The sequence below is a fragment of the Gordonia paraffinivorans genome, assembly GCF_900683595.1.
GTDB lineage: Bacteria > Actinomycetota > Actinomycetes > Mycobacteriales > Mycobacteriaceae > Gordonia > Gordonia paraffinivorans.
In genome coordinates this window covers 98,793-115,204 of record NZ_CAACYD010000001.1, presented here as the reverse complement: position 1 = coordinate 115,204, position 16,412 = coordinate 98,793, and the positions used below count along the sequence as shown (strand labels likewise).

The following is a 16,412-nucleotide window of genomic DNA, read 5'->3' as shown; positions in this document are numbered from 1 at the left end:
CGGCAAAGGATGGCACGGGTGGTGCCGACGTGCAGGTCGGGCGGGCACCGGGGCGTCGCCCACGCGGGCCGCGGCCGGCCGGCGCGGCTCAGACGGCGCCGTGTCGGTCGATCCACTCGATCAGCGGTTTGGCGGAGCGCCAGTCCTTGCGGACGCGGTCGACGAGTGCGGGCGAGTGGATGACCTCGTCGAACCCGTAGTCCTTGCCGACGAACAGCGACTTGTGCCGCAGGAGTTCGATGCGCGGGTGGTCGACGTCGTAGCCGCGGGGTGCGGTCTTGAGTCGCTCGCCGTCGACCTCCCAGCCGGCCTTGGTGAGCTTGCGCACGATGCGCACGAGTTCGGGGCCGTGCAGGTCGTCGTCGATGGCCCGGCGGATCGCGGCGAGCCGGTCGGAGGCGGCCTCGTAGAAACCGACCGCGACACGGACGCCGGGCGCCCCGATCTGGATGTAGTAGCCCGTGGCGGGGGCCACCTGGACGAAGGCGCCCTGATGGGTCTTGTACGGGGACTTGTCCTTGGAGAACCGTACGTCCCGGTACGGGCGGAACAACTTGGCCGGCCCGAACTCGTCGGCGAGTTCCTCGGTGAGCACGGTCATCGGCTCGGCGACCGCCGTCGTGTAGGTCTCTTTGTGCTGCTCCCAGAAGTACTTCGAGTTGTCGATCTCGAGGTCGTCGTAGAAGTCGAGGGCAGCTTCGGGGAAACCGGTGAAGCTCATGCACTCACCGTATCGGTGCGACCCGGCGTCCCGGACTCCTGTGCGGCGGCACGCGTTCGTCGATGTGCTCGGAGTAGCCCCGGGTGGTGAACTCCTCCCCGTCGAGGCGCACCTGCGCGCTGTACCCCGAGATGTACCCGCGGCCGATGGCGAAGCGTTGCGGACAGTCGTAGGTGCCGACGACCGTCATTCCGTCGCAACCGAACTCGAAAGTACGGGGCAACAATCGCGCGTTGCCGTGGGCGTCGACGGTCGGGGCGTCGTCGGTCTCCAGGACCCGGTGGTATCCGCCGTGGACCTTGCGGTCGGGTGTGCCGTCCATCGACCGGAAGATGACGTTCGTCTCCACGATCGCCCCGAAGGCGCCGAGTTGCGTGAACAGGATCTGCCGTTCGCCGGGCACGTCGAGCACGTGGTAGCTGAACCACTGCAGCGGCAACCGTCGGCGGGAAGCGCGGCGCAGCACCACGTAGGGACTCACACTGCGGGCGTACTCGAGGTTGCCGACGCCGGAGACCGGGGTGACCACCCCGCGGTGCGTGACCTCGCCCTCGTAGCGTCCGACGTGGCCGATGTGCCGCCACACCGGCGATCGCACGAACCATGTCGTCTCCGGGCGGCACCTCATGGTCACCCGCGCGTCGAGGTCGCCGGCGTGCAGGCGGATCTCGAAGTCCGGGTGGGTCCCGCTGATGGTCGCGAGCGTCCCGAACTCGGCGTGATCACGCGCGAACCGGCCGTCCCGTTCGATCGACAGCACCTCGCATGCGTAGGCGTTCTCGGCGCCGCTCGATGCCGACGCGACGATGATGTCCTGGGGATCGTCCGGTGCCGCCTCGTGCGGGAAGTCGAAGGCCTGCAGCCCGGTCGTCCCGCTCATGACCATCCGGCTCAGATAGCGATGCGGGTCGGGCGGTTCGGGAGCATGAGGCCGTGATCGCTCCAGCCGTAGCGGCGTGAGAGAGCGGTGTGGGGGAGCAGGTCCAGCGAATGGTCGAACGGCTCGTGCGATGCGCGATGGGCGGCGTCGGTGTAATGGCGGGCCACCGCCAGTGCCGGCCGGAGGTATCGCGGCGGTCGCGATGGGTACTCCGTGGTCATCGGGCCGCTCCGGAGTCGTCGAGCCGCCCGAATCCGACGACCCCGCCGTCGGACGACCAGTCCAGCTTGTGGACCCGGATCCTCCTCATCTCGTTGCCCCCGACCGTGACCGCCTCGTCGCCGTCGACCGCGACCACGATGTTCGTGTGCTGGCCCAGCGCCCAGGACCGGTCGTACAGGACGACATCGCCGACCCCGGGCGTGTGGTCGCCGACCGGTTTGAACCTGCCGGTGCCCTCGTAGAACTCCTGCAACGTGAACACGCCCGGGATGCGCCAGTGCCCGGAGTTGGGGTTGCGCAACGGCACCCCGGCCTCCCGCATGATCCAGCTGACGAAGTTCGCGCACCAGGGTTCGTCGGCGCCCTCGGAGTAGAAGGTGCCCGGCCGCTGCCTGGCGTGCTCGGCGCGCAGCAGCTCGACGATCCGGTACTGCGTCGGCGTCAGCTGCGACGCGTCGACCTGCGGGAACTCGGCCGTGTCCCACGGAAGCCACCGTTGCGGCACCGTGCGCCAGGCGACCACGCCGACCCCGAGGACCAGTATCACGACGACCACCGCGGCCAGGACGAACGGGCGGCGACGGCGTGGTCGGGGACGCGGATCCGTGCCGGTCGCGGGATCGGCTCCGGTGCGGGTCGCGGCATTGGGCTCAGGGCTCACCCCGCCGAGTGTAGGCAAACCATCCGCGCACGAGGCCACGCCGAATCCCGATGTCGGAACGGACGAGGCTGCGAGATGTTGGCACAATGGCCGGGCCGGGCCGGGGAGGGTGGAGAGAGACGATGGTGGACCAGACCGAGCACGCGCCGATCCTGCGGGTGGGCGAGACATGCCGGGAGATCGCCGCTGCCGGGCGGGTGGCGTGCATCGTCGACGCGGCCGATTACTTCGTGCACGCGAAGTCGGCCCTGCTGCAGGCCAAACGCCGTGCGGTGTTGATCGGCTGGGACGTCGACACCCGTATCCGGCTCGACCCGCGCTCGTCGGAGGGCGATGTGCCCGACGAACTCGGGGACTTTCTCAAGTGGCTGGTGGACAACCGGCCCGGATTGGAGATCTACGTTCTGCGCTGGAGCGTCGGCGCGTTCACCGGCATGTTGCGCGGCGTCGCGCCGCCCTTCGTGCAGGACCTGCTGACCGGGCGCCGGCTGCACTACCGGATCGACTCCGCCCATCCCGCCTCCGCCGCGCACCACCAGAAGATCGCGGTCATCGACGACCAGTTCGCCTTCTGCGGCGGGATCGACATGACCGTGGACCGCTGGGACACCTCGGAGCACCTGTCGCGCAACGAGTTCCGTCGTGGTCCTGACGGCGAGCCGCACGGTCCGTGGCATGACGTGACGGTAGCGCTCGACGGGGATGCGGCCCGGGTCGTCGCCACGGTGGCCCACGACCGGTGGGAGGCGGCCACCGGCGAGCGACTGGCCCCGCTCGTCGACAACACCGCGGGGCCCGACATATGGCCGGAGGGCCTCGAGCCGACCTTCACCTCCTGCGACGTGGGCGTCGCCCGCACCATCCCGCACTACGGCGACCGTCCGCAGGTCGAGGAGATCCGGAAGCTCTACCTGGCGGCCTTCGCTGCCGCGCGCCACACCATCTACATCGAGAGCCAGTACCTGGCCGCACGCGAGATCGCCGAGGCGCTCGCAGCACGGCTTCGCGAGGACGACGGACCGGAGATCGTCGTCGTGCTGCCCCGGCATTCCGACAGTCCCGTCGAGCGACTCGCGATGGACGGGGCGCGGCACAGACTGCTGAAGTTGCTGTGGCAGGCCGATGTTCACGATCGCTTCCGCGCCTACTATCCGGTGACCTCGGAGGGCGACCCGATCTACGTCCATGCGAAGGTCCTCGTCGTCGACGACGTCCTGCTGCGGATCGGTTCGTCGAACCTGAACAACCGGTCGCTGGGGTTCGACAGCGAGTGCGACGTCGCGATCGAGGCGGATGCCGACGACCCGGCCGACGCCGAGTTGCGAGCGAAGATCACCGGGTTCCGTGTCCGACTGCTGTCCGAGCACCTCGACGTGGCCGCGGACGAGTTCGATGCCGCTGTGCGGGAACGGGAGTCGCTCCTCGAGGCGGTCGAGGCGATGCGCAGCCCGGGGCGGACACTCGAAGAGTTCGACCGGGAGACGATCGACGACGAGGAATCGGTCATCGCCGAGAACGAACTCGTCGACCCGGAGGACGCGAGAACCCCGACGCTGGAACGGGTCTACCGGAGCGTGCTGCGGCGGGCCGGCGGCCGGCGGTCGCGCCACTGAGGCCCGGAGGTCTCCGGTCGCGGCGCTCGTACCCGGCGGCCTCGGACCCGGGGCTCTCGACCCTGCGGTCCTGCGGCCCTGCGACTCGAGGCATCCGGGGATCGCGGTCAGTCCGCGCGGACCCTGGCCGCCTCGATGGCGGGTGCGATGATCTCGGCGAGGTCGGCTGCGGCGTCGCGGTCGCCCTCGGGCGGCATGGCCACGAAGCTCAGGGCCATCCGGGTGGTCGCCCGACAGACGCGTTCGATGTCGTCCTCGGCCATCGACAGCCAGGTGGACTCGCGGAACGCCTGCGCCAGTACCTCGCTCGCGGTCGTGAGGATCGGTGCGGCGTCGGTGGTGATGAGCTTCATCAGGTCGGGCTTCGCCTCGCCGGACAACAGGGACGCGACGAGGGGGTCGGTCGCGACCCCGGCGAAATACTCGGTGAACGACGTCCGCAGCGCACCCGTCACGTCGTCGACGTGCGCGGCCAACGCCTCGGCCACATGTCCGGCGAACCTGCTCGCGAGGCGCACGGCGTACCCGCGGGCCAGTCCGTACCGGGAGCCGAACTCGTTGTAGACGGTCTGGCGGCTCACCCCGGTCGCGGCGGCGACACCGGACATCCGGACCTGCGACCAGTCCCGCTCCATGAGCAGGTCGTGCAGGCCGTCCAGGAGCGAGTTCCGGAGGAGCGACTTGCTGTCCTGCGCGTAGTTCCGGGTCTTCATCTCTCGCGCCAGTCCCTTGACCGTCGTGTCCGTTCGCGCCGCGGCGCGGTGTCGGCTCCTCGTGTTCTCACTCGCACAGTCGTGCGATGCCGCTGTGGACATTATCAGGGCTGTGTATGAGCACTGGACAAAGCGGGTGGCTTGTAAAATACACTTCCGCCGAGAAGATCCCTCGCGCTCTTCTGTCGGGGGAGGGCGCGAGGGATCTTCTCGGGGGGATTCAGATGCGGTGAGGGGACATCCGCGCCTGCTCGAGGGGCTCTGTCACCCCTCCGCGTCGGTGTGCTTGTCGACAGGTCGACTCCACATGTTCGATCGGGTACCCGGGGTTCCGGGTCCGGAAACTGACTGTTCCATCTGCAACGACGTTCACGGCGGTCTCGGCGCCAGTTGATTCGAACGGACGACACCGTGCGTGTCGGCCGCTGCATATATGTCCGCTGTGTCCATGTTGCTGTGTGTGCGTCGCTGCGTCGCTGCGTCGCCGCTGGTCCGGGGGTCTCACCGGGGACGCATGCCCGCCAGAAGGATCGACACCAGCCGGGGCACCAGCTCCGGGGTCGCGGCACTGACGGCTGCCGGCTGTGGGCGGGTGAGCAGGCCGATGCCGACGATGAGCTCGAGTGCCTGCAGGTCCCCTCGGACGAGTCCGGCGTCTTTCGCTGTGCCCAGTAGTTCTTCGACGCGCTCGAGCGTCTGTGTCTGCGTCTGCCGAACCGCGGTGGTGACGTACTCGGCCAGCGCCGCCGACAGCGCACCGAGGTCGAGGTCGACGAGTCGGTTCACGAACGCCGCCCACGTGTCATCGGGGGAGTCGGCGATGGTCGCCAGCGCTTCGTCGGCCGCGCGGGCGATGTCGGCGAGGATGGTCTGTGCGACCTCGTCGGCCAGCGCGTGCCGGGACTCGAAGTTGCGGTAGAGCGTCGCGATGCCCACCCCGGCGGCTTCGGCGACGGCCTCGAGGGCGACGCCTCCGCCCTGGGCGGCGAACAGGCGGCGGGCTTCTCGGACGATCGCCTCGCGTCGTCGTGCCGCGTCGGCCCGCATGGCCACGTCCCTTCTCCTCCGTGGGGCGGCTTCGGTGTGCACCGTCCATCACAACCGGTTGACAAGGCCAGTCTAACCGGAGGATCATCCTCCAGTATTAAGTGGAGGAAAAGCATCCACTTCTAGTGCTGAGGAGAATTGTGGTGCTGATCGCGATCCGGATCCGCTCGAGACCGCGCCGCCCCGGACTCGTTCGGCAACGGTTGCCGGAAACCCTCGCGCGGCCCCGGTGGCGTCGCCGATACTGCTGGCATGGTGCCGATCCGGGGAATCCGCGCTCGTCGTGACCGCTCTCGTCTCCACCTGGGTGCGCTCGCAGCCGCGCTGCTCGCACTGGCCGGCCTCGTCGTCGCCACACCCGGCACGGGTTCCGCCGCGGGGTGGCGGTACACCATGGTCGGGTTCAGCAACATCAGCCAACATCACATGGACGTCTACCAGTCCGGCGACGCGACGACCTTCCGGCCGCTGCGGATGTCGGCGTTCACACCGCCATCGGGCGTGGTGCGCGACCCCAGCATCTTTCGCGGCGCCGACGGCTGGTACCACGTCGCGTACACCACCGGTCGGGCCACCATCGGCTTCGCCCGCAGCCGCGACCGGGTGAACTGGGCGTTCACCCACGAGTACCCGGTGCCGTTGTGCTGTGCCCTCCTGCCCGGCAGCGGCGACGGCAGAGGGGTGTTCGGCTCCACGTCGGGTTCGTTGAGCTTCGGGTCGGCGGGGTCGAGCGACGGGCCGTCGTTGTCGCCGTTCACGACCAAGGCCTGGGCCCCGGAGTTCTTCGTCGAAGGCGGTCGGGTCCACCTCGTCCTGTCGATGTCGACCGGCGGCGGATTCATCCCGTACGTGATGACCGCACTGGACCCCGGTCTGCGGATGTGGACGCCACCCGTGCCGATCCTGAGCATCGGCGCCGACCATATCGACACCACGATCGTGAAGGTCGGCGGGACCTACCATGCGTTCGTCAAGAACGAGGGCAAGAAGACCATCGAGCACGCCGTCGCGGGCTCGCTCCACGGCCCGTACCGGTTCGTGCCGATCCGCAACTTCGGCCGTTTCGTCGAGGGCATGGCGGTGGTGAGGCTCCCGAACGGCAACTGGCGCATGTACTTCGACGCCTACAAGACGGGTCAATACCACTACAGCGACAGCCGCGACCTGTACGCGTGGTCGCCGGCCAAGGAGCTGCCGCGTCTGTCGGGCACGGTCCGGCACTTCGGGGTGATCCGGGAGTCAGCGTAGGTCCGCCAAGCCGCTGTGCGACCTCGTTTCGTCGATGCGACCTCAATCGAAGTCGCACCGTCGAAGTGAGGTCTGGCGGTGGTTTGCCGTCGCGATGCGAACGACATCACACAGGGCCGGGTCGGTGTGGCGCCGAGATGGCGGCGGGAAGTGGCAATCCGCTGCTGACCTGCGCGGATGTGGTGCCCCCGGTGAGACTCGAACTCACACTGGACGGGTTTTGAATCCGTTGCCTCTGCCAATTGGGCTACGGGGGCTCGTGCCCGGGATGACCCGTGCAGGAGCCAACTCTAGATGATCGGCCGAGTGCGCCTGCAACCGGTACTCTTCGGGGCAACCACGACGTGGAGGAGGGATGGTGACGGTGACCGACAGTGCGACGGCAACCACCGGTGAGGCCACGAAGACGCACCGTGTGCTCGTGGCCGAGGACGACTCGCTGATCCGCATGGACCTGATCGAGATGCTCCGCGAAGAGGGCTACGACGTCGTGGGGGAGGCGCCCAACGGGCAGGTCGCCGTGGAGCTCACCGAGACGCTGAAACCCGACCTGGTGATCATGGACATCAAGATGCCGGTCCGGGACGGCATCGACGCGGCGACCGAGATCGCCGAGAAGCGCCTCGCGCCGGTCGTGATGCTCACGGCGTTCAGCCAGCGCGACTTCATCGAGAAGGCCCGCGACGCCGGCGCGATGGCCTACCTCGTCAAGCCCTTCACGAAGGCCGACCTGGTGCCGGCGATCGAGGTCGCGGTGAGCCGGTATCACGAACTCAAACTCCTCGAGCGCGAGGTCGCCTCGATGAACGAGCGGCTCGAGATCCGCAAGCTCGTCGAACGCGCCAAGGGGCTGCTCATGGCGAAGCAGGGGTTGTCGGAGCCGGAGGCGTTCAAGTGGATCCAGCGCGCCGCGATGGACCGCCGGACGACGATGAAGGCGGTCGCGCAGGTCGTCGTGGAGACGCTCGGGACCAACTGACGGCAGAAGGTCATTGTTCGCAATGTCGGTGGGCGTAAAGGAGTTTCACGTTCTTTACGCGGGGGCAACAACATCGGACTAGCTTTTCTCCCACGATGTGCGGTTGGACGCGTCAGCTCGATGCGCCGCCTTCGTGACAAGAGAATCGCAAGGAGAGCATTGATGTCCTTTCGCTTTTTTACGAGCGGGGCAGTGGCCGTGACGGCGGCGGCAGCGCTCGTCGTCGCCGGCTGCAGCAGCTCTGACTCTGGTTCCGACGGAGGCTCGGCGGCGTCGGAGAGCGTCACCGTCGAATCCACTCCCGCCCCGCCCGGCCTGGGCCTTGCGCAGAAGCTGGCGTGTAACCCGCCGAAGGCCACGCCGGGGCCGGTGAGCACCGCGCCGCTGAAGATCGGCACCCTGCTGCCCGAGACCGGCTCCCTCGCGTTTCTCGGGCCGCCGATGGTCGCGGGCGTCAACCTCGCCATCAAGGACATCAACGCCGCCGGCGGCGTCCTCGACAAGCCGGTCGACCTGATCACCGGTGATTCCGGCGACACCACCACCGACACCGCCAACGCCACCGTCGACCGCGAGCTCAGCCAGGGCGTCCAGGTCATCATCGGCGCCGCGTCGTCGTCGGTGTCGCTGAAGGTCATCGACAAGATCGCCAATGCCGGCGCCGTCATGTTCTCGCCGGCCAACACCTCCGACGAGTTCACCTGCTACCAGGACAAGGGACAGTACTTCCGTACCGCTCCCGCCGACGTCCTGCAGGCGCAGGCACTCTCGCAGACCATGGCCGAGGACGGCGTGCAGCGCGTGTCCATCCTCGCCCTCAACGACCCGTACGGCACCGGGCTCGCCGACAACACCGTCCGCGATCTCGAGGCCGCGGGCGTCCCGTCCGACCAGATCCAGAAGATCATCTACGACCCGAACGCCCAGTCGTTCAACGCCGAGGTCGACCAGGTGAAGAAGTTCAACCCGGACGGCATCGCGGTGATCGGCTTCGAGGAGAGCGCCAAGATCATCACCCGCATGCACGAGGTGGGCATCGGCCCGAGCGACGGCAAGCTCGTCTACGGCGTCGACGGCAACATGGGCAACGCACTCGGCGAGGCCGTGGGAGACGGCCTGCTCAAGGGTATGAAGGGCACCACCCCGCTCACCCAGACCAGCGGTGAGTTCCAGTCCGCGCTGAAGGACCTCGACCCGAAGCTGATCGACTACAACTACTCGGGCGAGAGCTACGACGCCACGGTGCTGAGCGCGCTCGCCGCCGAGGCCGCGAAGTCGACCGACGGACGCGCCATCGCCGCCAACATCATCGGCGTCACCAACGGCTCCGAGGAGTGCGACTCCTACCAGGCCTGCCTGGATCTGTTGAAGAGCGGCAAGACGATCGCCTACGTCGGCAAGACCGGCAACCTGGCGTTCAACGCCGCCGGTGAACCCAGCGTCGGCTCCTACGGCATCCCGGAGTTCGATGACAGCAACCAGCTGCTGACCCCGACCCGCAAGTACGTGTCGGTGGCCGCGCAGTAGCCCTCACGACAAGAGACCCCGACCCGAAAGGGTCGGGGTCTCTTCGTCTTTCGTCGAAGGGTCCGCTGCCGGCCGTGTCAGGCCTTGGCGGCCAGCTCCTGCTGGTACTTGCGGGTCATGTGGTCAACGGCCTCGAGCTGCTTGGCGGCGTGGCCCTCCCGCACGGCACGGGCGTGCGCGGCGGCGTCGAGGGTGGCCTGCGCCTGTCCCTGGAAGTGCGGGAACACCTCCTGGGCGAACAGTTCCGCGGAACGCTTCGTGTCCTGGGGATTCGCCCAGTCGTGCCCCATCTGGAGCATGCAGCCGAAGCCGCCCGACTGATCCCAGAGCCGCTGCACCTGGGCGCGCGCCTGCTCGGGCGTGCCGATGACGCCGATCCCGGCTTCGTTGACGAAGTCGATCATCTCGGTGAGTCTGCTTCCGGAGACGGCCATCTGGGGGAACGCCGCCACGTGCTGGAAGTAGTCGAACCACTGCTCGATGCCGTACTCGACCTGCCGGTAGGCCTCGGCCTCGGTCTCGGCGATGTGGAACGGCCCGGCGAGCGTCCACTTGCTGCGGTCGACCGTCACGTTGTTCGCCGCCGCGCGCTCCTCCATCACATTCCAGTGGTGGCCGAGCGCGTCGAAGCCGTCCGCGGACAGCGTCGCGCCGATCGAGAGCAGTCCCAGTCCGTGGGTGCCCGCCAGTCGGGGTCCGGTGGGCGAGGCCACGGCGGCGACGACGATGTCGATGCCGTCGGCCGAGTACGGGGCCAACTGCAACCTGGCGTCGTACAACTCGTGTGTGCGCGTCTTGGCCGACACCGTCTCGCCGCGGAGCAGGCGCACGACGATGTCGAGGTTCTCCTGCAGCAGTTCGCGGGTGTCGGTGGGGTCCAGCCCGATCATCGCCGAGTCGGTGGGCAGCGAGCCCGGTCCGACGCCGAAGATGGTCCGTCCGCGGGTCAGGTGGTCGAGCTGCATGATGCGGTCGGCCGCCCACAGGGGGTTGTGGTACGAGAGCGAGGTGACGCCGGTGCCGAATCGGATGCGCGGTGCGCGCTGCGATGCTGCGGCGATCATGATCTCGGGCGACGCGATGATCTCGCTGCCGGCGGAATGGTGCTCGCCGAACCAGACCTCGTCGTAGCCGAGGTGGTCGAGGTGATCGACGAGGTCGAGGTCCCTTTCGAGCGCCGCCGTGGGGTTGCGGCCGGGTGCGTGGAACGGTGCCATGAAGTATCCGAAGCGAAGCCTGCTCATGGTGTCTCCTTGTCGATCAGCTCGGCCCGGCGGTCTGCCGGTCACGATCGAAACCCTAGGGAGAATGTGACGGCGGCCACAGTGCACGAAAGTGGACAAAATCGTGGAAACCCACGACGCGGCACACGTTGCGTGGCGTTGAATGTGCCCTGGATCACATCGTATTGGGTATCGTGCGGGGATCGCTTCGCGAGGAAGGAGTGGGCGTTGGCTGGTCGGTCGGTCGAGCTGCCCGTCGAGGAGTACGAACGGATCTTCGCGATCCTGGACGCGAGTTCGCAGGCCACGAGCCTGGACGAGTTCAAGAACGATCTCATGGTGGCACTCCACGAGCACTATGACTGCCTGAACACGACCTTCTTCACCGGCCCGACGTTCGTCACGGCGTTCTCCGACCCGGCTCCCGTGGTCACCGGCAGGATCACGCCGGTCATCGACGAGTATCAGGCCCGCTGGTACCCCAAGGACGTCTTCGCGTCGCCGCAGTCGAGGGCGGCGCTCGCGGCGCGGCCGGCGATCTCCGCGGACGACCTGCGTGGTCTGCCGAACGACTCGGTGACCTACCTGCAGGACTTCCTCTATCGCAAGCGGTTGCACAGTGCGTCGGTCATGCACCTCGACCTCGCGCACGGCTGCCATGGTCTGGTCGGCATGTTCGACTCACGGGGGAGGGAGCCCGACCCCGCGCGGCTCCACGCGATGGGCATCCTGGCGCGCCAGTTGTCAGAACGTGCGAAATCACTTCCCGGACAAGTTGTTCCCTCGTGGCGGGATCGGTTGACGCCACGACAGGTGCAATTGGCCGAACTGGTCGCCGACGGCCACACCAACGAGGAGATCGCAGAGATCCTCAACCTCGGACTCGACACGGTGAAAAAGTATGTGAGCCGGGTGTTCTCGGCCACACGGGTCCGCAACCGCGCGGAACTGGTGAAGCTGGTGTGCCTGGAGTCGATCGCCGCAGGGTGAGCGCGTGGGGTCTGGCCCCGCGCCCGGTCACCCCGAGTCCGGTCACCCCGAGTCCGGTCACTCTGCGTCGGGTCGCCGCCGGCCCGGTCGGTGCAGGTCCGGCCGGCGCCGACGGGTGGGCGGTCAGCCCTTCTTCTCCGACCTTCCCGCCAGGGTGCCGAGATAGAGTTCGACGATCTTCGGATCGGTGGCGAGGTTGCGCCCGGTGTCGGTGTAGGCATTGCGGCCCTGGTCGAGGACGTAGCCGCGGTCGCAGATCTGAAGGCATCGGCGGGCGTTCTGCTCGACCATGATGATCGAGACGCCGGTGGCGTTGATGGCCTTGCAGCGGATGAACACCTCGTCCTGGAACATGGGGGACAGGCCCGCCGACGGCTCGTCGAGCAGCAGCACCGCCGGGTCCATCATGAGCGCCCGGCCCATCGCGACCATCTGCCGCTCGCCTCCGGACAGTGCCCCGGCCTTGACCTTTCGGCGCTCGGCCAGCAGCGGGAAGAGTTCGGAGACGAACTCGAACCGCTGGGCGAAGGTCTTCGGGCGCAGGTACACGCCCATCTCGAGGTTCTCCTCGATGGTCAACGCCTGGAACACATTCTGCGTCTGCGGCACGTATCCCACGCCTTTGTCGACGAGGACGTGGGCCTTGGCCGCGGTGATGTCGTCGCCGCGGAGGGTGACCTTGCCCTTGCGCACCGGGATCAGTCCGAACAGGGTCTTCAGCAGGGTCGACTTGCCGGCGCCGTTGGGGCCGATGATGCCGACGATCTCGCCCTCGTCGAGATAGAAGTTGCACTCCGACAGGATGTCGATGCCGGGTAGGTAGCCGGCGGTGATGTCGTCGGCCCGCATGAGTGCGTCGATGGCGCGCTTGCGGTGCTCCTCCGGCGTGGCCGCGAGCTGCGCGGGTGTCAACGACGTGGAGTTCGCTCCGGTGCTCATCACTCGCCCTTCTTCTCGGGGTCGACGCAGTGGGACGCTGCGTCGTCGGTGACCTCGGGCAGTTCGGTGACCGGCTCCGAGAGGTCGCCACCCTCCTCGAGGGTCTGCTCGATCGCCGCCTCGACCTTCTCGGCGAGGACCGCGGTATCGCCGACCGGTCGGCCCTGGTCGTCGAACTCCAGCGCCATGTCGTGGTGGCCGCCGAGGTAGGCGTCGACGACGGCCTCGTTGTCACCGAGGTTCTCCGGCAACGACTCCGCGATGATCTGGCCCTGCGCCATGACCACCACCCAGTCGCTGATGTCGCGGATCACGTCCATGTCGTGCTCGACGAACACCACGGTCACGCCCTCGTCGCGCAGCGCCTTGATGTGCTCGAGCAGGCTCTGGGTGAGCGCGGGATTCACGCCGGCCATCGGCTCGTCGAGCATCACGATCTCCGGGTCGGTCATCAGCGCCCGCGCCATCTCCAGGAGCTTGCGCTGACCGCCCGAGAGCGAGCCGGCGAAGTCGTCGGCCTTGGCGTCGAGCCGGAACCGGCGGAGCAGTTCGTGTGCGCGCTCGGTGATCTCGGCCTCCTGCCTGCGCCACGTCCACGGCATGAGGGCGGACAGGAAATGCTCGCCGCGCTGCCCGGTCGCCCCGAGCTTGACGTTGTCGAGGACGGTCATCTTCGACAACGCCTTCGTCAGCTGGAACGTGCGCACCATGCCGCGGCGCGCGACCTGGTGGGGGACCATGCGGCCCAACGATTCCCCGTTGAGCGACCAGGTTCCGGTGTCCGGCCGGTCGAAGCCGGTGATCAGGTTGAAGAAGGTGGTCTTGCCGGCGCCGTTGGGGCCGATGAGGCCGGTGATCGCGCCACGCTGGATCTCCAGGTGGTCGACCTGGACCGCCTTGATGCCGCCGAAGCTGCGGGAGACGTCGTCGACGACGATGATCGGGTCGGGTTTGGCCGACCCGGGCACGGCGTCGACCCCGGCGAACAGGCCGGAACGCTCGGGGGCGGTCAGCATCTTGAGATCGCGTCGGGTGGCGCGGGTGCCCGCGATGCTCGCTTCGGTCTCGTCGAGGGCGGTACCGGCCGGGGCGGACGGTGCCGGGTGATCGTCGTCGGGAATCGAGTGGCGTCCCTCATCAGGCATCGAGCTGCACCTCCCTCTTGTTCCCGAGGAGTCCCTGTGGTCGGAACACCATCATCAGGATGATCGCCAGGCCCAGCAGCACGTAGCGGATCGCGCCGACCTGTTGCGCGGACAGGTCCAGCATGGGGTTGTCGCCGGACGTCGTCTGACGCAGCAGGGCGTCGGGGATGGCCAGCAGGAACCAGAACAGCATCGCGCCGACGACCGGTCCGAACACCGTGGCCGCACCTCCGAGGATCAGTGCGCCGTAGGCGAAGAACGTCTGGGCGGTCGAGTAGAAGTCGGGGTTGATCGATTGCGTCGCAAGCGCATTGAACACACCGGCGAGGCCGCCGATGCAACCGCCGAGGATGAGTGCCTGCATCTTGAAGAAGTAGGCGTTCTTGCCCAGCGACCGGGCGGCGTCCTCGTCCTCGCGGACCGCCTTGAGCACGCGACCCCACGGCGAGTGCACGAGCAGGTAGACCATGAGGCACAGGAGGAGCACGACCGACCAGCCGACCACCATCGACCACAGGTCGCCGCCGAGGAATTTCACCCCGAGGAACGAGTACTGCTTGCCGTTGTCGAACGGGCTGATCGAGAAGAACCCGCTCGCGTAGCCGTAGATGCCGTTGGTGGAGTGGGTGAAGCCGTCCGACGACGTCGAGCGGAACACCAGGCGCAGGATCTCCGACGCGGCGATGGTGACGATCGCGAGGTAGTCCGCCCGCAGGCGCAGCGTCGGGATGCCGAGCACCACCGCGAGCATGCCCGCCGCCGCGATGCCGACGATCGCGCCGAGCCACAGCGGCTGGTCGTAGTTGACCGCCATGATGCCGACGCCGTATCCACCGAGCAGCGCGAAGGCGATCTGCCCGAAGTTGAGCAGTCCGGCGTAACCGAAGTGCAGGTTGAGGCCGATGGCCAGGAGTGCGTAGAAGATCGCCGACGGGCCGATGAGCTGGGCGGCCGCGATCTGTAATGCCGAGACGATGTCCATGGGTCAGCCGATCCTCGCTCGCGATCCGAGAATGCCCTGGGGCCGGATGGTCAGGATGATGATCAGAATCAACAGGCCGCCGATGTACTTCAGGTCCGGGCTGAGGACGTAGGTCGACAGCTGCACCAGCAGACCGACGATGAGGCAGCCGAGCAGCGCGCCGTACGCGGTGCCGAGTCCGCCCAGCGTGATGCCGGCGAACATCAGCAGCAGGAGCTTGAAACCCATCTCCCATTGCACGCGCCCGCCGAGTTCGGAGAGCGCGAACATGACGCCGCCGAGGGTTGCGAGACCGCCGGCGAGTGCCCACACGAACAGGATCACCCGGTCGACGTCGATGCCCGACGACTCGGCGAGGTCCCGGTTGTCGGCGACGGCGCGCATCGCCTTGCCGATCCTGGTGCGCTGCAACATGACAGCGACCGCAAGCAGCACCACGATGCAGATGACGATGCACGCGAGGTTGACCGGGGTGATGGCGAACGGCCCGGAGCCGATCTGCTTCTGGGCCTGATAGTCGTCGAACGGCTCGGACCGGTCGGAGAAGAAGATCAGGATCAGGTAGCGGATCACCAGTGCCAGGCCGATCGACACGACCAGCATCGAGATCAGCCCGGTTCGTCGTCGCCGCAACGGTCTCCACAATCCCAGCTCGTTGGCCATGCCGATGCCGACGCCGACCACGATCGCGAGAAGCGTGGCGGGGATCAGGTGCAGTCCGACCTTCACGTTGAACACCCAGGCGATGACCGCACCCAGGGTGACGAGTTCGCCGTGGGCGAAGTTGGTCAGGCCCGTCGTGCCGAAGATCAGGCTGAGCCCGACGCCGGTGATGGCGATGATGAGGCCGAACCGGATGCCGTCGATGGCCAGGCGGGTCAGTTCGGCGACGGCCGACACCTCGGTGCCCGTGCGCACCTCGCCGAACGAGAAGATCACCGGCCGTGCCGTCCCGCCGCTGACGTCGACGGGCAGTTCGTTCTTCTGGACCGCGACATCGTCGGGGAGGCTCTCGGTGTCCAGGACGATGGTGTACGTGCCGGGCGGCACGTTGATGGACCACGCACCCGTCGGCGACGAGGTCGCCGTGCCGACGACGTTTCCGGAGGCGTCCTTGGCCTCGAGCTTCACGTCGGGGACCTTCTCGTCGCCGTTGCGCAGGACGCCGAACACGCGGACCTCGTTCGGCGCCGCCTCGGCGGTCGTCGCGCCGAGCAGGCCGCCGAGGAAGGTCGCCGCGAGAAACAGCAACAGCGCCAGTCCGATCGGCCGGGTCGGGCCGGACGACGCAGGACGAGGTGCCGGGAGACGGGTCTGGCGAGCAGGGGCCCGATATGAGCGACGCGAGGACGAGGGATCGGTGCGGTCGGCGGATACGGGCGGGGCCTGCAGGTCAGGCTCTGTCATCGAGGGTGGTACCTCCCTTGTGACCCGGACGGATGAGGTCCATCGGCTCGCGAACCCGCCGCGGTGGCCGGCGAAATGGCCGCTGCGAGTTCACCTTGCGGACCTTAACCGCAGC

General features: G+C 67.8%; 16 protein-coding genes and 1 tRNA gene. 5 read left to right on the top strand and 12 right to left on the bottom strand.

Annotation, left to right across the window (positions count from 1 at the left end):
- Positions 1 to 88: 88 nt before the first annotated feature.
- The 4 genes from E1P53_RS00345 to E1P53_RS00335 are packed head-to-tail and all read right to left on the bottom strand — an operon-like array spanning position 89 to position 2,484.
- Entirely contained in the window at positions 89 to 721 is a 633-nt protein-coding gene (locus E1P53_RS00345; RefSeq protein WP_131733145.1) for a DUF2461 domain-containing protein, read from the bottom strand.
- Positions 722 to 725: 4 nt separating this feature from the next.
- On the bottom strand, positions 726 to 1,601 hold the full coding sequence (locus E1P53_RS00340) for a DUF6670 family protein (RefSeq protein WP_244941079.1): 876 nt from the start codon (positions 1,599 to 1,601) through the stop codon (positions 726 to 728).
- A gap of 11 nt (positions 1,602 to 1,612) precedes the next feature.
- Positions 1,613 to 1,822: a hypothetical protein gene (locus E1P53_RS20615; RefSeq protein ID WP_244941078.1), complete on the bottom strand. Its 210-nt coding sequence runs from the start codon at positions 1,820 to 1,822 to the stop codon at positions 1,613 to 1,615.
- Positions 1,819 to 2,484 carry a CHAP domain-containing protein gene (locus E1P53_RS00335; protein WP_371830978.1) on the bottom strand — a complete coding sequence of 222 codons (666 nt, stop codon included), beginning with the start codon at positions 2,482 to 2,484 and terminating at the stop codon, positions 1,819 to 1,821. The genes E1P53_RS20615 and E1P53_RS00335 overlap by 4 nt, the downstream gene beginning before the upstream one ends.
- Positions 2,485 to 2,606: 122 nt before the next feature.
- Between E1P53_RS00335 and E1P53_RS00330 the strand changes: the two genes are divergently transcribed.
- Positions 2,607 to 4,097: a phospholipase D-like domain-containing protein gene (locus E1P53_RS00330; RefSeq protein ID WP_181954781.1), complete on the top strand. Its 1,491-nt coding sequence runs from the start codon at positions 2,607 to 2,609 to the stop codon at positions 4,095 to 4,097.
- Between the two features lie 107 nt (positions 4,098 to 4,204).
- Here the strand turns inward: E1P53_RS00330 and E1P53_RS00325 are convergent, their stop codons facing one another.
- Complete coding sequence (locus E1P53_RS00325) at positions 4,205 to 4,810, bottom strand: TetR/AcrR family transcriptional regulator (protein ID WP_131733144.1); 606 nt, start codon at positions 4,808 to 4,810, stop codon at positions 4,205 to 4,207.
- A gap of 501 nt (positions 4,811 to 5,311) precedes the next feature.
- The gene (locus E1P53_RS00320) at positions 5,312 to 5,857 is read right to left on the bottom strand and encodes an SbtR family transcriptional regulator (RefSeq protein ID WP_131733184.1); all 546 of its coding nucleotides are present in this window, start codon (positions 5,855 to 5,857) and stop codon (positions 5,312 to 5,314) included.
- A gap of 252 nt (positions 5,858 to 6,109) precedes the next feature.
- Between E1P53_RS00320 and E1P53_RS00315 the strand changes: the two genes are divergently transcribed.
- Positions 6,110 to 7,105, top strand: a complete 996-nt coding sequence (locus E1P53_RS00315) for a glycoside hydrolase family protein (RefSeq protein ID WP_131733143.1) — start codon at positions 6,110 to 6,112, stop codon at positions 7,103 to 7,105.
- A gap of 180 nt (positions 7,106 to 7,285) precedes the next feature.
- On the opposite strand, the gene E1P53_RS00310 is transcribed toward E1P53_RS00315, so the two are convergent.
- Positions 7,286 to 7,362, bottom strand: a tRNA-Leu gene (locus E1P53_RS00310).
- Between the two features lie 98 nt (positions 7,363 to 7,460).
- Here E1P53_RS00310 and E1P53_RS00305 point away from each other — a divergent pair.
- Together E1P53_RS00305 and E1P53_RS00300 are read left to right on the top strand one after the other, a co-directional pair.
- Positions 7,461 to 8,084 (top strand): ANTAR domain-containing response regulator, encoded by a 624-nt coding sequence (locus tag E1P53_RS00305; protein ID WP_131733142.1) that lies wholly within the window; start codon positions 7,461 to 7,463, stop codon positions 8,082 to 8,084.
- A 162-nt stretch (positions 8,085 to 8,246) separates the two neighbouring features.
- Complete coding sequence (locus E1P53_RS00300) at positions 8,247 to 9,611, top strand: ABC transporter substrate-binding protein (RefSeq protein WP_131733141.1); 1,365 nt, start codon at positions 8,247 to 8,249, stop codon at positions 9,609 to 9,611.
- A 77-nt stretch (positions 9,612 to 9,688) separates the two neighbouring features.
- On the opposite strand, the gene E1P53_RS00295 is transcribed toward E1P53_RS00300, so the two are convergent.
- Positions 9,689 to 10,855 (bottom strand): LLM class flavin-dependent oxidoreductase, encoded by a 1,167-nt coding sequence (locus E1P53_RS00295; protein ID WP_131733140.1) that lies wholly within the window; start codon positions 10,853 to 10,855, stop codon positions 9,689 to 9,691.
- A gap of 207 nt (positions 10,856 to 11,062) precedes the next feature.
- On the opposite strand from E1P53_RS00295, the gene E1P53_RS00290 reads away from it, so the two are divergent.
- Positions 11,063 to 11,824 (top strand): helix-turn-helix transcriptional regulator, encoded by a 762-nt coding sequence (locus E1P53_RS00290; protein WP_131733139.1) that lies wholly within the window; start codon positions 11,063 to 11,065, stop codon positions 11,822 to 11,824.
- A 123-nt stretch (positions 11,825 to 11,947) separates the two neighbouring features.
- On the opposite strand, the gene E1P53_RS00285 is transcribed toward E1P53_RS00290, so the two are convergent.
- Genes E1P53_RS00285 through E1P53_RS00270 form a run of 4 tightly spaced genes read right to left on the bottom strand, consistent with a single transcriptional unit; the run spans position 11,948 to position 16,297 of the window.
- Positions 11,948 to 12,763, bottom strand: a complete 816-nt coding sequence (locus E1P53_RS00285) for an ABC transporter ATP-binding protein (RefSeq protein ID WP_131733138.1) — start codon at positions 12,761 to 12,763, stop codon at positions 11,948 to 11,950.
- Positions 12,763 to 13,908: an ABC transporter ATP-binding protein gene (locus tag E1P53_RS00280; protein WP_181954780.1), complete on the bottom strand. Its 1,146-nt coding sequence runs from the start codon at positions 13,906 to 13,908 to the stop codon at positions 12,763 to 12,765. Before E1P53_RS00280 ends, E1P53_RS00285 begins: the two co-directional genes overlap by 1 nt.
- Entirely contained in the window at positions 13,901 to 14,890 is a 990-nt protein-coding gene (locus tag E1P53_RS00275; protein ID WP_131733137.1) for a branched-chain amino acid ABC transporter permease, read from the bottom strand. Before E1P53_RS00275 ends, E1P53_RS00280 begins: the two co-directional genes overlap by 8 nt.
- 3 nt (positions 14,891 to 14,893) lie before the next feature.
- A complete protein-coding gene (locus E1P53_RS00270) occupies positions 14,894 to 16,297 on the bottom strand; it encodes a branched-chain amino acid ABC transporter permease (RefSeq protein ID WP_181954779.1) in 1,404 nt (467 codons plus the stop codon).
- Positions 16,298 to 16,412: the final 115 nt, after the last annotated feature.

What these genes read in the sequence shown, in the direction of transcription:
- E1P53_RS00345 (WP_131733145.1), bottom strand. Translation starts at nt 721, where the DNA reads ATGAGCTTCACCGGTTTCCCCGAAGCTGCCCTCGACTTCTACGACGAC.
- E1P53_RS00340 (WP_244941079.1), bottom strand. Translation starts at nt 1,601, where the DNA reads ATGAGCGGGACGACCGGGCTGCAGGCCTTCGACTTCCCGCACGAGGCG.
- E1P53_RS20615 (WP_244941078.1), bottom strand. Translation starts at nt 1,822, where the DNA reads ATGACCACGGAGTACCCATCGCGACCGCCGCGATACCTCCGGCCGGCA.
- E1P53_RS00330 (WP_181954781.1), top strand. Translation starts at nt 2,607, where the DNA reads ATGGTGGACCAGACCGAGCACGCGCCGATCCTGCGGGTGGGCGAGACA.
- E1P53_RS00325 (WP_131733144.1), bottom strand. Translation starts at nt 4,810, where the DNA reads ATGAAGACCCGGAACTACGCGCAGGACAGCAAGTCGCTCCTCCGGAAC.
- E1P53_RS00320 (WP_131733184.1), bottom strand. Translation starts at nt 5,857, where the DNA reads ATGCGGGCCGACGCGGCACGACGACGCGAGGCGATCGTCCGAGAAGCC.
- E1P53_RS00315 (WP_131733143.1), top strand. Translation starts at nt 6,110, where the DNA reads ATGGTGCCGATCCGGGGAATCCGCGCTCGTCGTGACCGCTCTCGTCTC.
- E1P53_RS00305 (WP_131733142.1), top strand. Translation starts at nt 7,461, where the DNA reads ATGGTGACGGTGACCGACAGTGCGACGGCAACCACCGGTGAGGCCACG.
- E1P53_RS00300 (WP_131733141.1), top strand. Translation starts at nt 8,247, where the DNA reads ATGTCCTTTCGCTTTTTTACGAGCGGGGCAGTGGCCGTGACGGCGGCG.
- E1P53_RS00295 (WP_131733140.1), bottom strand. Translation starts at nt 10,855, where the DNA reads ATGAGCAGGCTTCGCTTCGGATACTTCATGGCACCGTTCCACGCACCC.
- E1P53_RS00285 (WP_131733138.1), bottom strand. Translation starts at nt 12,763, where the DNA reads ATGAGCACCGGAGCGAACTCCACGTCGTTGACACCCGCGCAGCTCGCG.
- E1P53_RS00280 (WP_181954780.1), bottom strand. Translation starts at nt 13,908, where the DNA reads ATGCCTGATGAGGGACGCCACTCGATTCCCGACGACGATCACCCGGCA.
- E1P53_RS00275 (WP_131733137.1), bottom strand. Translation starts at nt 14,890, where the DNA reads ATGGACATCGTCTCGGCATTACAGATCGCGGCCGCCCAGCTCATCGGC.
- E1P53_RS00270 (WP_181954779.1), bottom strand. Translation starts at nt 16,297, where the DNA reads ATGACAGAGCCTGACCTGCAGGCCCCGCCCGTATCCGCCGACCGCACC.